Genomic DNA, 15221 nt, shown 5'->3' with positions numbered 1-15221 from the left:
TGTTCAGCGAGAGCGAGAATACGTCATCGTGGTTCATCTTCATCATCTCGTTGAGGGGCTCGGCATCGAGCATGTCCTCGCCTCCGGAATGTTCCGCGACCGCCGATAAACCTTCTCCGCCTGTACTGTACGCACCGGCCTGCCAGGGTGCCATCCGGCACCCGCCGGACGGCAAATCAGACAGCGGTCGGATATTCACCCTGCGCCGGTACGGATACAGTCACTGGTAAGAAGGCGTATTGTACCCGCCGCGCTGGGCAAGCGCCTGCGCCGTCTCCAAGGGGGAACCGATCATGTCGATCGGAACGGCTGTTATTCTTGCGTGCTTGGCCGGATTTGCGTACTTCTCGCGTCGATTTTTCGGGGACTGGTTCCTGGAACGTCCGATCGTCGTCGCGCCCATCACCGGCCTCATCATGGGCGACTTTCACACCGGGCTGATCGTCGGCGGCACGCTTGAGCTCGTGTTCATGGGGGCTTCCGATATCGGCGGCTCGGTGCCGCCCAACTATAACATCGGCAGCATCCTCGGCACCGCCTTCGGCATCGCCGCCCACCAGGGGATCGGGGCGGCGATTCTGATCGCGGTCCCGGCGGCGCTGCTCGGTTCGTTCTTCGAGCTGCTGGCAAAGACCGTGAGTGTGTTCTTCGTGAACGCCGCGGAGCGCTACGCGGACAAGGCCCAGGACCGGGGCATCGCGCTGATGGTACACCTCGGCAACGCGGTGCACTTCCTCGCCGACGCGGTGCCGACGTTCGTCGCGCTCGCGATCGGCGTGGAGGCGGTGCGGGCCCTCGCAGCGTCGATTCCGCACTGGCTGACCGCCGGCATCAACCTCGCGGGGAACATGCTGCCGGCTCTCGGGTTCGCGCTGCTGCTGAACTCGCTCGTCACCCCGGCGCTCTTCCCGTTCTTCTTCCTGGGCTTCCTGCTGGCGGCGTACACGCAGTTTAACATCCTCGGCGTGGCGGCCCTCGCCGTCGTCATGGCGGCCATAATGCAGACGCGCCGCGCCGCGGAAGGTCCGGCGCGGGTTCCCGTGCCGGCTGCGCAGCCCGCGCGTCCGGTGCCGGCGATCGCCGGCGGCAGCGTGGACATCGCCGTGCGGCCGGCGGTGACGCCCGCCGACATCCGCCAGATCTTCTGGCGCGGCTTCGCCCTGCAGTCGGCGTTCAGCTTCGACCGGATGCAGGCGCTGGGGTTCACGTGGGCGCTGATTCCATTTCTGAAGAGGATCTATAAGGGACAGCCGCAGCGGTACGTGGAAGCGCTCAAGCGGCATCTCGTCTTCTTCAACACGCACCCGTGGATCCACGGCTCGATCCTCGCGCTGACGGCCGACATGGAGGCCCGGCGCGCGGCCGGGGAGGACATCGAGCCCCAGGCGATCCAGGGCATGAAGTCCGGGCTCATGGGCCCGCTGGCCGGCATCGGGGACTCGATGTTCCACGGTACCGCGCGGCCGCTGATGGGTGGGATTTGCGCATCCCTGGCCCTCACCGGCAACCCCGTCGCGCCGTTCCTGTTCATCGCGGTTCTCGGCGTGCTGCACCTCTACGTCTACTGGACCACGCTCGACTCCGCCTATCGTCTCGGCCAGCGTGCGCTGAACATGTTCAGCTCGGCGGGGCTGCGCCGCGTGATGGAGAGCGCCGCGATGGTCGGACTGATGACGGTCGGCGCGCTGACCGCGGTCTGGATCTCCGTGGGAACGCCGCTCACCTACACCGTCGGCAAGACCTCCGTGTCTCTGCAGGCGATGCTGGACGGCATCATGCCGAAGATGCTGCCGCTGGCGCTCGTGCTGGTAGTGTTCTGGCTGGTGCGGCGGCGCACCAAGACCACGACGCTCATGCTCAGCCTGATCGCCGCGTCCCTGATCCTCGGCGGCTTCCAAATTCTGAAGTAGGAGCGACACACGTGATACCCACTGCACTGGGCGGGGGGCACGCGCAGCCGGCGGGGGACATGCTCACCTCCGCGCTCGAGCGGACCACCCATCCGTTTCTGATGTGGGAGGGCGTGGCCAGCGTTCCGGCGACGCTGCGCGGCACGCTGAGGCCGGAACGGCGGGGGGAGGTCGGACGCGCCGCGGAAGCGCTCGACGGCGTCCAAGCGGTGCATCTCGTCGGCTGCGGGACCTCCTATTTCTCCGCGATCGCTGCGACCTACGTCTTCCCGAAGATCGCCGGCGTCCCGGCAGTGGCGCACGACGCGTTCGAGTTTGCGGCATATCCTCCGGCGGCCCTCGACCGGGCCGGCCTCATCGCCATCTCGCACACCGGGGGGACCGAGTCCGTCATGGCCGCGCTGTCGACGGCGCGACAGCGCGGCGCGGTCACGATCGGCCTGACCGACGTGCCGTGGTCGCCGATCGCGGAGGCCGCGACGTGCACGATTCTGGGGGAGGGCGGGCGCGAGCCCGCCCTCCCGAAGACCCGCAGTTACGTCGCCTCCTTGTTGAAGCACTACCTGCTGGCCGTGGAGATGGCGGCCCGCCGGGAACGCAACGCCGACGCGTACCGGCGGGCCCTCGACGTGTCGCCCGAGACGGCCCGGCAGATCCTCGACGAGTCCGCGGCGCAGGCCCAGCGGCTCGGCGCGGGCGCGCGGGAGTGGCCTCGGGTGTTCGTCATCGGGGCCGGACCGAACCTCGCGACCGCGTACGAGGGCGCGTTGAAGCTGCAGGAGACGGCGCACGTCCCGGCGCACGCGTGGGAGCTCGAAGAGGCGATGCACGGGCCCTGGGTCTCGATCGATTCCGGCGACCTGGTCATCCTGCTCGCGCTGCAGGGGCCGGCCTACTCGAAGGCCACCGGGTTCGCCGCGGCGCTCGGGGAAATCGGCGCGCAGGTCTGGGTGATCACGGACGCGGCCGACGGCCTTCCCCGCGTGGCGCACGTCACGCGGCTCGCGCTCGCGGTGCCGGAGTGCCTGACGCCGCTGTACGCCGTGCTGCCGCTCTACCAGTTCGCATACCACGCGGCGCTCACCCGCGGCGTCCGGCCCGACGCGATGCGGCTCGACGACAAGCGCTATCTTGCGGCGCGCCTCGCGCTGCCCAGGTAGCGCACCGCCGCGCCGCGGGGTGCGACCGTGAAGATCGCGCTCGTGCGGGTGGACGACCGGCTGATTCACGGGCAGGTCGTGCTGGGATGGGTCCGCATGGTCGGTGCGACGCGCATCGTCGTGGCGGACGATGACGTGGCGAAAGACGAGATGCAGAAGACCCTGATGCAGTTCGCGGCGCCCCCGGGCGTGCAGACGTCCATTCTGCCGGTGGACGAGGCGGGGGCGGCGCTGGCGCACGACGGGTTTCCGGACGACACCGTGATGGTGCTCGCGCGCGGCCCCCGGGAATTGCTGCGGCTCATGGCGGCGGGCGTGCCGCTGACCAAGGTCAACGTGGGGAACGTGCGGGCGGCCCCGGGCCGGGAGCGGCTGACGAAGGAGGTCGCCGCGGACCCCGACGATCTCGCCGCATGGCAGGCGCTGGACGCGGCGGGCGCGGCGCTCGAGGCCGTATGGATCCCCGGCGGCGCCGTAACGGACTTTAATCGCGTCGTCCGGGCCCGCGCCAAGGTATGAGTATGCCGCCGCCCGCGGAGGCGCCGCGCATCGGGGTGCTCGTGATCTGCCACGGCGGGCTCGGCCAGGCACTGCTCGAGACGGTCGCGATGCTCGTCGGCCCGCCCGCCAAGGCGTGGGCCGTCGGATTGATGCCGGGCGAGGGCGTGGAGGATCTCGAGGCCAACGTGCGCGCCGCGCTCGGGCGTCTCGACCCCGGCGACGGTGCCTTGTGTCTCGTGGATATCCCGGGCGGTGTCCCCGCGCGCGTGGCGGGGGCGCTGACCGTCGGCACGGCACGCGCAGTGGAGACGGTCAGCGGTGTGAACCTGCCCATGCTGGCCGAGGTGATGTTGCGCCGCGACGACGCGGATCTCGCCGCGCTCGCGGAGCTCGCGGCACGCGCGGGTCGCGACGGGGTCGTCGACCTCGGGGCCGCGCTGCGCGCGGCCGCCGCCCGCGCCTCGGCTCGATCGTCGCGCGCATGAGCGCCGTCCGGACGGGCGACCGGCTGTCGCGGATCGTCGCGGAGCACAAAGCCGGCGCCGCGCGCGGGATCGTCTCGATCTGCTCGAGCCATCCCGCCGTGTTGGACGCGGCCGCGCGCCATGCCGCCGCGATCGGCGCGCCGCTGCTCGTCGAATCCACGTCCAACCAGGTCAATCAGGACGGCGGCTATACCGGCATGACGCCGGCCGCGTTCGCGGCGTTTCTGACGGGCATCGGACGATCCGCCGGCCTCAGCGGTGACCGGATCCTGCTCGGCGCCGACCACCTCGGGCCGTACCCGTGGCGATCCCTGGCGGCGGAGGAGGCGATGCGCCGCGCGCGCATCCTCGCGGCTGGCTGCGTCGAGACCGGCTACACGAAGCTCCACCTCGACGCCAGCATGGCGTGCGCCGGGGACCGTGACGATCGGCCGTCCAACACCCTCGTCGCGGAGCGCACGGCCGATCTCTGCGCCGCGGCCGAGGACGCGCACCGCCGCCTGCCGGAGCCGGCCGGCGCCCTCCACTACGTGATCGGATCCGACGTTCCGGCGCCCGGCGGCGAGACGGACGGCACGGCGCCGCCCGCGGTCACGGCGCCCGAGGACGTGGAGGAGATGCTCGAGATCACCCGCCGCGCCTTCGTCCGGCGCGGCCTGGACGCGGCATGGGAGCGCGTGATCGCGGTGGTGGTGCTGCCCGGCGTGGACTTCGGCGCCGGCGCCGTGCACGAGTACGAGCCCGGCGCGGCCGCGCGACTCTCGCGCTGCATCGCCGTCCACGCGCGGCTCGTGTTCGAGGCGCATTCCACCGATTACCAGCGGCCGGGGTCGCTGCGGCGGCTGGTCGAGGACCATTTCGCCATCCTGAAGGTCGGTCCGGCGCTGACGTTTGCGTTCCGGGAGGCGGTGTTCGCCCTGGCGTGGATGGAGCGGGAATGGCTGGGGGGCCGTCCCGGTGCCGTGCTGTCCGATCTGCCGGCGGTCGTGGACCGTGCGATGGTCGCCGATCCGCGGCACTGGGCCGGCTACTATCACGGAACGCCCGACGAGATCGCCTGCGCCCGCCGTTATGCGTATGCCGACCGCATGCGCTACTATTGGCCGCGACCCGACGTGCAGGCGGCCCTCGATCGTCTCTTCGAAAACCTCATTCGCCGCCCGCCGCCGCTTTCGCTGCTCAGCCAGTTCTTGCCGGAGCAGTATGCCGGCGTCCGCGACGGCCGGTTGGGCCGCGACCCGCGGGAGTGGGTCGCCGACCGCATCACCGCCGTGTTGGCCCCGTACACACAGGCCTGCGGCATGGAAAGGGAGTGGCCGAACGCGTGAGCGCCGCCAGCGAGTACCATGCCGGCATCTCCGCGATCGTCGCCCGCGTCGGCGCGGAACAGCGTCCCGCGATCGAGCGGGTGGGGGCCGCGATCGCGGGCACGGTAGCCCGGGGCGCCCTCCTGCACATCTTCGGCTCCGGGCACTCGCACATGGCCGCGGAGGAGATCTTTCACCGGGCCGGCGGCCTCTGCTGCATCAACGCGATCATCGACCCCGCGCTCTCCGGCCACGGGCCCTTCAGCATGTATCTGGAGCGGCTCGAAGGCTACGTGCCGACCGTGCTCGCGCAGTACGACCTTCGGGCCGGCGAGCACCTCATCGTGGTCTCGAATTCGGGCATCAACGCCGCCCCGGTCGAGGCCGCGATCTACGGGAAGACGCGCAGGCTCGTCGTGACCGCGCTGACGTCGCTCGAGCACTCCCGCGACGTGCCGTCGCGCCACTCCAGCGGGAAGCGGCTCTTCGAGGTCGCCGACCACGTCATCGACACCTGCGGGCCGCGCGGGGACGCGCTGCTGGCGATCGACGGGGTGCCCGAGCGCGTGGGCGGCACGTCGACGGTCACGACCGCGATCATCGTGAACATGCTGGTTGCGACCGTGATCGAACGGCTGGTCGCCGCGGGCGTGCATCCGCCGGTGCGCGTCAGCGCCAACGTCCCCGAGGGCGCCGGCGGCAACGAGGCCCGCTGCGCGGCGTTGGAGGAGCGAATCAAGCGGCAGCCGGCCTACGCGTCCCGCTGAGGGCGCCGTCTAGGCGACGGCGGGCGACGCGCTCCGGTATGGTGCGGTCAGGCGCCCCCGGGTGCCGTCAACGGGAGCTCCGCCACGACCTCGGTGCCGTGTCCCTCGTTCGACCGGATCGAGACCGTCCCGCCGATCAGCGCGGCCCGCTCGCGCATGCCCCCGAGGCCGAGGCCGCCGCGGAGCGGCTCGAACGTCCGTTGGCCATCGAGCCGAAAGCCGCGGCCGTTGTCCCACACCCTGAGGCGCACCCGGTCTGCCGCGAGACTCAGTTCGAGCTCGGTGCGCGTTGCGCCGGAGTGCTTGACGATGTTCCACATCGCCTCCTGCGCGATGCGGAACAGGGTCGTCTCGACGACCGTGTCGAGCCGGGCTTCGCCGAGCTCAATCTTGAACGTGACCTCCACCCCGCGGGGCTCGAGCTGCGCGTGCGCGTACCACCGCAGGGCCGAGGCGAGCCCGAGATCGTCCAGCACCGTGGGCCGCAGGTCGTAGATCAGCTTGCGCACCTCTTCCAGCGCCCCTTCCGCCAGGCCCTTGAGCCGGTCGAGCGCCTCCGCCGTCTGCGGCTGGTCCTCGACGGTGGCCCGGGTGATGTCGAGGTTCAGGATGAGCGCCGACAGTGACTGGCCGGTCTCGTCGTGCAGCTCCCGCGCGATCCGGCGGCGCTCGTCTTCCTGCACGGTGAGCACCCGTTTGATGAGCTCGGCGCGGATGCGCTCCTTGACGGCCAATTCCTCGAGCAGATGCGTCTTCTCAATTGCCAGGCCGACTTCGCCGCCCACCGTGGCCAGCAGCGCGAGCTCGCGGTGGCCGAAGAGCCGGCCGGCCGGCAGGACCAGGTTCATCAGCCCGGCGATCCCGCTGGACGTCCGCAGCGGGACGCTGGCGTGCTGGGCGCTCGTCCCGGCCCGCTCGAGTCGCATGCAGTTCACGATATTGACAGGGTCGGTGAGCTGATGTGCCGCGAGCAGATCGAGACACCGGCACGACCCGCGCATCCCCTCCCGCTCGTCCGCCTCGAGCACGCGGGGGAGATGATACGTGGCCGCGAGCTCATACACGTCAGTGTCCGGCCGTCTTAAGAATACCCAGCCGCTGTGGAGTTGAAGGAGCTCACCCGCGCGTTCGAGCACGTCCCGCAGCAGTTCGTGGACTGTGGTCGACCGGTGCAGCGCGGCGCTGATCTGGCTGAGCACGACGAGCCGCCGCGCCCGCTGCACGGACCGCGCGAGCACCCCCGCGCCGAACACCAGCACGAACAGCCCGCCCAGCAGCTCGAACGTGGTCTCCAGGCCGACGGTCTTCGGCACCCACGCCCAGGCGAGGTAGTTTACACCCGCGATCGCCAGCCCGCCGAAGATCAACCGCGTCCCGAGGTCGTCGAGCAGCTGCTCGGCGCGCCGGTAGCCTTCGGCCGCCAGCAGGAAGGCGACCCCGGTCGCGGTGTCCGCGATGCCGTCCGCCAGCATCACCTGACCGGTGGTCAGGAGCAGCACCGCGATCACCGCCGCCATCAGCGCGCCGAAGCCGAGGGTGCCCACGACGGCGATGCCGCGCGAGCGCGGATCGCGGGAGACGGAGGCGGTGAGGAAAAAGCCGGCGCCGGCAAGTTGCAGGGTGGTCTCGACGAGCATCAGCGGGAGTGGCACCGCCGCGGTGAGCGCGGCGAGATCGGCGAGGGCGCGCGCCGCGAGGGCCAAGGCCCCCGCCGCCCACCAGAGCGCATACGCCGCGCGCAGCTCGACGTACTGCGCGATAAGCAGAAGCGCGACCGCGAGGTAGAGGCCGATCGCGATCGCATGAATCGTGGTCAGCGCCTGCATGATTCTTTCGCCGGGTGTTCGTCCAGAAGGGGGGCCGTCCCTCCGGCCGCCGGCGAATCGGTTCTCCGCGGCGGTCGAATACGACTTCGATCCGATAGGCGAGGCCGCGCGCCGGTGCTACCTTGCAAACGGAGCGCACGCGGCGAGTCGCCGAATCAAACGCCGGCGCCCGGGAATCGACGGTCGGCCACGTTCACTTCGAGGAGCGCGCCTCTTCGGAGAGCACCGGACGACAGTAGACCCGGGAGGCACGGCTGAAGACGGTGCGGTGCCGCTCAACAAGTGCGCTCCTTTTTGCGTTTCGCTACCGGGAGTTCCTCCGGTTCCGCCTCTCCCCCGCCAGACGCAGGATCGGGTTGTGGAAGGAGCCGGAATCAGATAATCGCCGGATGGGCCGGCCGCCGGGGCGATGGTACCGTAGGACAAAGGCCCGGGGCGCCGACGGACCGGTCCGCAGGAGGGCAGCGATGAAACCACTCTACACGGCGTGTGAAAAGTGCGGCCTGCGTGAGGTCCGCCACGAACTGGAGCGGCATGGCGTCGTGATCAAGTTCTGCGACGAGTGCTACTGGGGCGAGATCTCCGAGCCCGAATCTGCGGCCGCGGCGCCGCCGCAGAAGCGGACCACCGAGCCGGCGGCCTCCGGCTCCGATCCGAAGTAGATCGTGCGATCCCATCCCTAGAGGACCGTGTCATGTGGCCGATGCTGTTTGGATCGGGTTGGGTCTGGAGCGCGCTGGTCGCGGCAGCGTTGGTGTGCTTCATCGTGGGCGTGCTGGGATTCTTGTTCCTCATCACCGTGAAGCCGGCCCGGCAGACGTCCGACGAGTTCAACGAGTTGTGGCATCGGTATGAGGAAGGCGACCTCACCCGTCCGGAGTTCGAGCGGACTCTCGGCGGACCCGCCGCCGGAGTGCGCGAAATCAGGTGAACAGCGCGGCGGGCGGTTTGTAACGGGCCGCGAACGGCGCCGCCGCAGCCCCGGTTACGACGTGGCGACCTCCACCTGCTGGCCGCGGACCGGCACGTCCGCGGCGTAGCCCCGGGCCCGGAGCGAGGCGGCGAGCGCGAGCGACCCGGCTTCTTCACCGTGCACGCAGTAGATCCGTCCCACGCGCGGCACCCGCGCCACCCACGCCGTTAGCTCGTCCCCGTCCGCGTGCGCGCTGAACTCTGCCAGTTGATGCACTTGAAGGCGCACGTCGTGCGGCTCCCCGAAGATCCGCACCGTGGCGGCGCCGCCGGCGAGGCTGCGGCCGAGCGTGTGCTCCGCCTGGAACGACACGATCACGAGCGAACAGCGGACGTCGTCGATCCGGTGAGCCAGATGGTATAAGATCCGTCCCGACTCGCACATCCCGGACGTCGCGATCACGATGAAGGGATCGGTCAGGCCGTTGAGGGTCTTGGAGTCTTCCACCTCGCGGACGTACCGCAGCCCCTTGAAGCCAAATGGATCTTCGTGCGCCAGCATGGTCCGGGTCTCGTCGTCGAAGCACTCGGGATGCCGCCGGAAGATTTCCGTCGCGTCCACCGCCATCGGGCTGTCGACGATCGTCGGGATCGATGGGATGGAGCCGGCGTTCCGCAGGCGGTGGAGCGCGTAGGTGATGTCCTGCGCCCGGCCGATCGCGAACGATGGGATCAGCACGGCGCCGCCGCGCGCGGCGGTCTCGCGGACAATCACCCCGAGGCGCTCATCCGCCCCGTCGAGCGGTTTGTGCGCCCGGTCGCCGTACGTCGACTCCATCACGAGCACGTCGAGGCCGGGCGGGGTCTCCGGATCGCGCAGGATGGCCTCGCCGGGCCGTCCCAGATCGCCGGTAAACCCGAGCGTCCGTCCATCGGCCTCGACCGTCGTGACGGCGGAGCCGAGGATGTGTCCCGCGTCGTAGAAGGTGACCCGCGCCGGACCGAGCCGGAACGGCTCATGGTACGGGACGGTCCGGAACCGGCCGATCGTGCGGTCTACCTCGCTCGCGGTATAAAGCGGCGTCACGGGCGGCAGTCCCGTGCGCGCGCGGATCTTGTTGACGTGGCGGGCGTCCTGGTGCTGCACCTTGGCGCTGTCGTGCAGCACGAGGGCCGCCAGGTCGCGCGTCGCGGGGGTGCAGTAGATCGGGCCCCGGAAGCCGCTCCGGACCAGCGTGGGCAGGTTGCCGCAGTGGTCCAGGTGGGCGTGCGAGAGCACGGCCGCCTCGAGGCTCGACGCGTCGAAGGGCAGGGTGCCGTTGATGCGGGCCGCCTCCTCGCGGTGGCCCTGGAACAGCCCGCAGTCGAGCAGGAGGCGGCTTCCGCCGGCCGACCCGCGGCCGGCAACAATGTCATTCAAGCCCGTCTCGACGAGATGCATCGAGCCGGTGACGGTGCGTACCGCGCCGAGGAACGTGATCCGCATGCCGGACTTCCGCTTCGACGCCGATGGCCGCCGGACCCCGAATCAGGCGCAGGTCCGATCCCCGGCCTCGGCGCCGCCGGTCATGATAGTGGTGCGGGCAAGGGCGATACCCGGAGGTGGTTCATGGCGCAGGAGCATGAAAGCTACTGGGCCCTGATCGAGGTGGAGCGCCAGCTGCGCAACGCGCTGAGCCAGGTGCGCGAGGCCGAGCGCCTGTCGGCGACGCCGAACACCGTTCGGACCGACATTTCGAAGATCGCGGAAGATCTCGCGGACGCCGTCTCGTTGGCGGCCGCGACCCGCCGCCGGCTGCTGGAGGCCGACAGGGCTACGCTCCGGGCGGCGTAGCACAGGCTCGGCGCGGTACTCCGGCCCGGCCGAGATCCGTCCGGGACGCCGGGTCAGATTGTGACCCGACCCGAGGATCAGCCCAGGGTCTGACGATATTTTGTTGCCCGCTCCGTATTCTCGACACGTTGGTCCAAAAAGGGACCGCCGTCCGAACACCGTAGTGGAAGTCCGGGAAATAGAGGGACCGGCACGTCGCGGGTACACGGGCCCAGGAGCGGGAGGGGAGATGGGCGGACAGCGCGCGCAGGCGCCGGCGGTAGACCGCCGCACGTTTTTCAGCCGCATGTTCTGGACGTTGAGCGCCGTGCTCGGCGCGCTGGTCGGGATACCTGTCATCGGGGCGTTCCTGTCGCCGGCCTTCAAGCCGGTCGAGAAGGCGGAGTGGGTGGCGATCGGACCGGTCACCACGTTCGGGCCGGAGCCGACGCTCGCGCATCACATGCACCCGGCCAACGAGGGATGGGTGAACGCGACGGCCGAGATGCAGGTTTGGATCGAGCGCGACGCCCAAGGCAAGTACCTGGTGTTTGACAACCACTGCACCCACCTCGGCTGCCCGTATCACTGGGAGGCGTCCGAACACAAGTTCATCTGCCCGTGCCACGGCGGCCAGTTCGACGCGACCGGCAAAGTGCTGGGCGGACCGCCGCCGCGGCCGCTCGATCACTACGAGACCAAGGTCGAAAACGGGACGCTCTACATGGGCGCGCTCGTGCGGGGTGGCGCGTGAGCGCACCCGCAGGCGCCCCGCGGGGCGGACCGGCCGCCTGGCTCGATGCCCGGATTCCCGGAGGGCTGTTCGGCGGGTTCTTGAACCGCAGCGTCCCCGACGAGACCGGGCTGCCCCACACGCTCGGCAGCGCCACGCTCTTTCTGCTCGTCGTGCAGGTCGTGACCGGGATCATCCTGGCGATGAACTACTCGCCCGCCCCCGAGCACGCCTACGACAGCATCACGTTCATCATGTCGCAGGTGGTCTTCGGTCCGGCCTTGCGCGGCCTGCACCATTGGGGCTCGAGCGCGCTCGTGATCCTCGTCGGGCTGCACATGCTCCGGACGTTCGTGTGGGGATCGTACAAGGCGCCGCGTGAAGTCACATGGATGGCCGGCGTCGTGCTGCTCTTGATTGTGATGGGCTTTGCGTTCACCGGCTACCTGCTGCCGTGGACGCAGCGGTCGTACTGGGCCACCGTCGTCGGCACGAAGATCGTCGGCACGGTGCCGGTCATCGGCGGCTGGCTGCTCCAACTGGTCCGCGGCGAGGCCGGCGTGGGGCCCGTGACCCTGGCCCGCTTCTACGCGATCCACGTGCTGTTGCTGCCGGCGCTGCTCGTGCCGGTGGTGATCTTTCACCTGTACCTCGTCTACCGGCACGGCATCGCGCCCGCCCCGGGCAACGAGGCGACGGTCGCGAAGAACAAGCGGTTCTACCCCGAGCAGCTGGCGGAAGACCTGGGCGTCTCGCTGCTCATTTTGTTGGTCTTGTTCGCGCTGACGGCGTGGAAGGGGGTGCCGACGGAGGTCCGGGCCGATCCGGCGTCGACCACGTACGTGCCGCGGCCGGAGTGGTACTTCCTGTTCTTCTTCCAGCTGCTCAAGTACTTCGAGGGGCCGTTGTGGGAGCCGGTCGGGGTGGTGGTGCTGCCGCTCGCGGCGACCCTGCTGCTCTTTCTCGTCCCCCTGCTCGACCGGCGTCCCGAGCGCCGCCCGGCCAGGCGGCCGTTCGCGATGGCGGTGGCCGCCGGCACCGTGGTGCTGGTCGGAGGGTTGACGCTCTTCGGCGCGGTGCAGGTGCCGCCCGGGACCCGGCTGGCGCCGGCCGGGTCGCCGCAGGCGCTCGTCGGTCGCGGGCACGAGGTGTTCGTCGAGAACCACTGCGACAGCTGCCACGTCGTCGCCGGGCAGGGCAACACCGTCGGTCCCGAACTGACGCACGCCGGGAGCCGCCTCTCGGCCGACCGGCTCGCCGCGCAGATCCGCAGCCCCGAGAAGGTCAACCCGAAGACGAACATGCCGGCGTTCGACAAGATATCGAACGACGACCTCAAGGCGCTGGTCGCGTATCTGCAGACGCTCAAGTAAAAAACGCCGCTCGTACCTCCGCCCTATACCGAATCCGACCGGCGTCCGATGGGCGTGGCGGGCCTCTGCCGGTAGACTCAGCCCAGTACCAAGATACGCACCAAACCCGGTAGGGAGGGGATATCGATGGCGAAGAATGTGAGCCGGCGTGAGGCTCTGGCGGTCGCTGCGAGCGGCCTGGCCGGCGCGGCGTTGATGGCAGGACCGTTTGCGCGGATGGCCGCCGCGCAAACGCAAAAGGTTACGGTCTACGTCTTCCGCGGCAAGACCGGCATTCTCGGCCCGGACGGCAAAGGGCATGACGCGTTTGTCCCGCCGAACTTCGTCGTGAAGGCGGGCGTTCCGGTGACGGTCGATTTCATCAACTACGACGAGGGCGCGCACACGCTCACGGCCCCCAAGGCGAAGCTCAACATCCAGATCAAGGGCGGCAAAGAGGTCGGCAGCGACGTGGAGCCGGTCACGACGACCGCGACCTTCACGATCGCGCAGAAGGGCACCTACCGGTGGTACTGCGCGCTGACCTGCGACGCCGGCGGCCACGGCTGGGCGATGGAGCAGGGCTACGCCGGACCCGGCAAAGAGGGCTACATGGCGGGCTTCATCGTCGCGATGTAAGAACGCTTCCCGTCCCTACCACGGCACTACGCGCGCCCGCGGCCCCGCCGCGGGCGCGCTCGTGTCTCGCCGCGCCGGCCGGCAAGTGCGGCATTTGCTTCATGCAAATGAGCCGGATTCTCCATTGGCGGCCGCCTCCGCGGCCGATACGCTGGTGTCTAGGTGATCGAGCGCTCGAACGAGGCTGCGATGGCATACGATGCCCGACGAGAGACGATCCTCGAGACCGCCGCGTCGCTGTTCGCGTCGCAGGGGTACGAACGGACGACGATCCGCGATGTCGCCCGCGCCGCCGGCATCAGCGTCGCCGGCCTGTATTATTACGTGCGCGGCAAAGACGAGCTGCTGTACCGCATCTGCGAGCGCAGCTTCACGATGGTCCTGGACTCCCTGACCGAGAAGCTGGCCGCGACCTCGGAGCCCCGGGGCCGCGTCCGCGTGGTGATCCGCAATCACTTCGAGCACTTCCTGCGGCACATGAACGAGATGAAGGTGTTGACCCGCGAGCTCGATGCGCTCGAGGGCGCCCAGGCCGCGCAGATCTACGCGCTGCGCCATCGCTACTATACGATCTGCCGCAACGTGGTGTCCGAGGTGGCCGTGGCTTCGGTGCCGCCGCGCCTTGCGACCATGGCGCTGTTCGGGATGCTCAACTGGATCCATATGTGGTACCGGCCGGAAGCGGACGGCAACGCCGATACGCTCGCCGACGGCATGACCCGGATCTTCCTCGATGGCTACGCCTCCTCCGCGGAGACACGCGCCCCATGGACGAGACCGACGGCCGCATCGCGCTGAACATCGACGGCCGGGCGGCCCGGATCGTGATCGACCGGCCTCCGCTCGGGATTCTCACGCTGCCGATGCTGCTCGGCCTGACGTCCGCCTGCGCGCGGCTCGCCCGGACCCCCGAGGTCGCCGCCGTCACGATCACGTCGACCGGCACGCGGGCCTTCTGCGCCGGCGTGGACGTCGCGGCACACGCGCCCGAGCGCGCGCGCCCGATGCTCGAGGCGTTCGAGGCGCTGGCCGTGGAGATGCTGGCGCTGCCCCAGGCCGTCATCGCCTCGGTGCAGGGTCCCGCGCTCGGGGGAGGGTGGGAGCTTGCGCTGTTGTGCGATCTCGTGGTGGCGGCGGACGGCGTCCGGTTCGGTCTGCCGGAGATCACGCTGGCCGCGTTCCCGCCCGTGGCCGCGGCGCTGCTGCCGCGCCTCGTCGGCGACGCGCGGGCGCTGGCGCTCGTGCTGACCGGCGCGCCGATCTCCGCGGCGGAGGCGCACGCGATGGGACTGGTGGCGCGCGTGGTGCCGGCGGGGGAGCTGGACCGAGCGACCCGCGAGCTGGAAGCGAGGCTCCTGGCCCACAGCGGGGCCGCGGTGCGCCTCGCCAAGCGCGCGGTGGTCGCGGACGGCCGCGACGCCCTGCGGCGCGCGCTGCGGGACGCGACGAAGCTGTACACGTCGGAGCTGGTCGCGACCGCGGACGCGGCCGAAGGCATCGCGGCGTTTCTCGGGAAGCGCACGCCGGTTTGGAAGCACGCGTAGCGGCGGCCGCGCCGATGCGACAGATGCGCGGGCCGGATGGGGGGAGGAGCATGGCGGTGTCGGGCGAGCGGGTGCAGGGCCGGGTCAAATGGTTCAACGTCAACGGCGGGTTCGGGTTTATCGGCGGTCCGGACGGCAGCAAGATTTTCGTGCACTACACGGCGGTCGCAGCCCCCGGTCCGTCGTTCCTCCGTGAAGGCGAAACGGTGGAGTTCACCATCTTCGAGGGCCTGGAAGGTTTGCAGGCGTCCGACGTGCGGCGGGTGGCCTAA

At 70.0% G+C, this 15221-nt stretch carries 17 protein-coding genes; 15 read left to right on the top strand and 2 right to left on the bottom strand.

All coding sequences use genetic code 11. The features are described 5' to 3' along the window. Window positions 1-293 precede the first annotated feature (293 nt). Genes VKT83_02585 through VKT83_02560 form a run of 6 tightly spaced genes read left to right on the top strand, consistent with a single transcriptional unit; the run spans window position 294 to window position 6130 of the window. A complete protein-coding gene (locus VKT83_02585) occupies window positions 294-1910 on the top strand; it encodes a PTS system mannose/fructose/sorbose family transporter subunit IID (GenBank protein ID HLY21332.1) in 1617 nt (538 codons plus the stop codon). Between the two features lie 11 nt (window positions 1911-1921). Then, the gene (locus VKT83_02580; GenBank protein ID HLY21331.1) at window positions 1922-3070 is read left to right on the top strand and encodes an SIS domain-containing protein; all 1149 of its coding nucleotides are present in this window, start codon (window positions 1922-1924) and stop codon (window positions 3068-3070) included. Window positions 3071-3097: 27 nt separating this feature from the next. After that, the gene (locus tag VKT83_02575) at window positions 3098-3589 is read left to right on the top strand and encodes a PTS sugar transporter subunit IIB (protein ID HLY21330.1); all 492 of its coding nucleotides are present in this window, start codon (window positions 3098-3100) and stop codon (window positions 3587-3589) included. A 2-nt stretch (window positions 3590-3591) separates the two neighbouring features. Continuing rightward, a complete protein-coding gene (locus VKT83_02570) occupies window positions 3592-4056 on the top strand; it encodes a PTS sugar transporter subunit IIA (protein ID HLY21329.1) in 465 nt (154 codons plus the stop codon). Beyond that, a complete protein-coding gene (locus VKT83_02565) occupies window positions 4053-5384 on the top strand; it encodes a class II D-tagatose-bisphosphate aldolase, non-catalytic subunit (protein HLY21328.1) in 1332 nt (443 codons plus the stop codon). Before VKT83_02570 ends, VKT83_02565 begins: the two co-directional genes overlap by 4 nt. Then, window positions 5381-6130: an SIS domain-containing protein gene (locus tag VKT83_02560; protein ID HLY21327.1), complete on the top strand. Its 750-nt coding sequence runs from the start codon at window positions 5381-5383 to the stop codon at window positions 6128-6130. The genes VKT83_02565 and VKT83_02560 overlap by 4 nt, the downstream gene beginning before the upstream one ends. Window positions 6131-6177: 47 nt before the next feature. On the opposite strand, the gene VKT83_02555 is transcribed toward VKT83_02560, so the two are convergent. Continuing rightward, complete coding sequence (locus VKT83_02555; GenBank protein HLY21326.1) at window positions 6178-7956, bottom strand: GAF domain-containing sensor histidine kinase; 1779 nt, start codon at window positions 7954-7956, stop codon at window positions 6178-6180. 467 nt (window positions 7957-8423) lie between these two features. Between VKT83_02555 and VKT83_02550 the strand changes: the two genes are divergently transcribed. Continuing rightward, window positions 8424-8618, top strand: a complete 195-nt coding sequence (locus VKT83_02550; GenBank protein HLY21325.1) for a hypothetical protein — start codon at window positions 8424-8426, stop codon at window positions 8616-8618. Window positions 8619-8650: 32 nt separating this feature from the next. Further along, complete coding sequence (locus VKT83_02545) at window positions 8651-8887, top strand: hypothetical protein (GenBank protein HLY21324.1); 237 nt, start codon at window positions 8651-8653, stop codon at window positions 8885-8887. 54 nt (window positions 8888-8941) lie between these two features. Here VKT83_02545 and VKT83_02540 read toward each other — a convergent pair whose 3' ends face one another. Then, complete coding sequence (locus VKT83_02540) at window positions 8942-10354, bottom strand: MBL fold metallo-hydrolase (GenBank protein ID HLY21323.1); 1413 nt, start codon at window positions 10352-10354, stop codon at window positions 8942-8944. Window positions 10355-10477: 123 nt separating this feature from the next. Between VKT83_02540 and VKT83_02535 the strand changes: the two genes are divergently transcribed. From VKT83_02535 to VKT83_02505, 7 genes are all read left to right on the top strand, one after another. Next, window positions 10478-10702 (top strand): hypothetical protein, encoded by a 225-nt coding sequence (locus tag VKT83_02535; protein HLY21322.1) that lies wholly within the window; start codon window positions 10478-10480, stop codon window positions 10700-10702. 229 nt (window positions 10703-10931) lie between these two features. Beyond that, entirely contained in the window at window positions 10932-11435 is a 504-nt protein-coding gene (locus VKT83_02530) for a Rieske (2Fe-2S) protein (protein ID HLY21321.1), read from the top strand. Then, a complete protein-coding gene (locus tag VKT83_02525; GenBank protein ID HLY21320.1) occupies window positions 11432-12787 on the top strand; it encodes a cytochrome b N-terminal domain-containing protein in 1356 nt (451 codons plus the stop codon). The genes VKT83_02530 and VKT83_02525 overlap by 4 nt, the downstream gene beginning before the upstream one ends. Window positions 12788-12913: 126 nt before the next feature. Further along, window positions 12914-13405 (top strand): hypothetical protein, encoded by a 492-nt coding sequence (locus tag VKT83_02520; protein HLY21319.1) that lies wholly within the window; start codon window positions 12914-12916, stop codon window positions 13403-13405. A gap of 189 nt (window positions 13406-13594) precedes the next feature. Further along, window positions 13595-14203 carry a TetR/AcrR family transcriptional regulator gene (locus VKT83_02515; protein HLY21318.1) on the top strand — a complete coding sequence of 203 codons (609 nt, stop codon included), beginning with the start codon at window positions 13595-13597 and terminating at the stop codon, window positions 14201-14203. After that, complete coding sequence (locus VKT83_02510; GenBank protein HLY21317.1) at window positions 14173-14949, top strand: enoyl-CoA hydratase-related protein; 777 nt, start codon at window positions 14173-14175, stop codon at window positions 14947-14949. The genes VKT83_02515 and VKT83_02510 overlap by 31 nt, the downstream gene beginning before the upstream one ends. Window positions 14950-14999: 50 nt before the next feature. Further along, complete coding sequence (locus VKT83_02505; GenBank protein HLY21316.1) at window positions 15000-15221, top strand: cold shock domain-containing protein; 222 nt, start codon at window positions 15000-15002, stop codon at window positions 15219-15221.

It is taken from the genome of bacterium (genome assembly GCA_035308905.1).
Lineage (GTDB): Bacteria > Sysuimicrobiota > Sysuimicrobiia > Sysuimicrobiales > Segetimicrobiaceae > DASSJF01.
This window is presented reverse-complemented; position numbering and strand designations above follow the sequence as displayed.

What these genes read in the sequence shown, in the direction of transcription:
- VKT83_02585 (HLY21332.1), top strand. Translation starts at nt 294, where the DNA reads ATGTCGATCGGAACGGCTGTTATTCTTGCGTGCTTGGCCGGATTTGCG.
- VKT83_02570 (HLY21329.1), top strand. Translation starts at nt 3,592, where the DNA reads ATGCCGCCGCCCGCGGAGGCGCCGCGCATCGGGGTGCTCGTGATCTGC.
- VKT83_02565 (HLY21328.1), top strand. Translation starts at nt 4,053, where the DNA reads ATGAGCGCCGTCCGGACGGGCGACCGGCTGTCGCGGATCGTCGCGGAG.
- VKT83_02555 (HLY21326.1), bottom strand. Translation starts at nt 7,956, where the DNA reads ATGCAGGCGCTGACCACGATTCATGCGATCGCGATCGGCCTCTACCTC.
- VKT83_02550 (HLY21325.1), top strand. Translation starts at nt 8,424, where the DNA reads ATGAAACCACTCTACACGGCGTGTGAAAAGTGCGGCCTGCGTGAGGTC.
- VKT83_02545 (HLY21324.1), top strand. Translation starts at nt 8,651, where the DNA reads ATGTGGCCGATGCTGTTTGGATCGGGTTGGGTCTGGAGCGCGCTGGTC.
- VKT83_02540 (HLY21323.1), bottom strand. Translation starts at nt 10,354, where the DNA reads ATGCGGATCACGTTCCTCGGCGCGGTACGCACCGTCACCGGCTCGATG.
- VKT83_02535 (HLY21322.1), top strand. Translation starts at nt 10,478, where the DNA reads ATGGCGCAGGAGCATGAAAGCTACTGGGCCCTGATCGAGGTGGAGCGC.
- VKT83_02530 (HLY21321.1), top strand. Translation starts at nt 10,932, where the DNA reads ATGGGCGGACAGCGCGCGCAGGCGCCGGCGGTAGACCGCCGCACGTTT.
- VKT83_02520 (HLY21319.1), top strand. Translation starts at nt 12,914, where the DNA reads ATGGCGAAGAATGTGAGCCGGCGTGAGGCTCTGGCGGTCGCTGCGAGC.
- VKT83_02515 (HLY21318.1), top strand. Translation starts at nt 13,595, where the DNA reads ATGGCATACGATGCCCGACGAGAGACGATCCTCGAGACCGCCGCGTCG.
- VKT83_02510 (HLY21317.1), top strand. Translation starts at nt 14,173, where the DNA reads ATGGACGAGACCGACGGCCGCATCGCGCTGAACATCGACGGCCGGGCG.
- VKT83_02505 (HLY21316.1), top strand. Translation starts at nt 15,000, where the DNA reads ATGGCGGTGTCGGGCGAGCGGGTGCAGGGCCGGGTCAAATGGTTCAAC.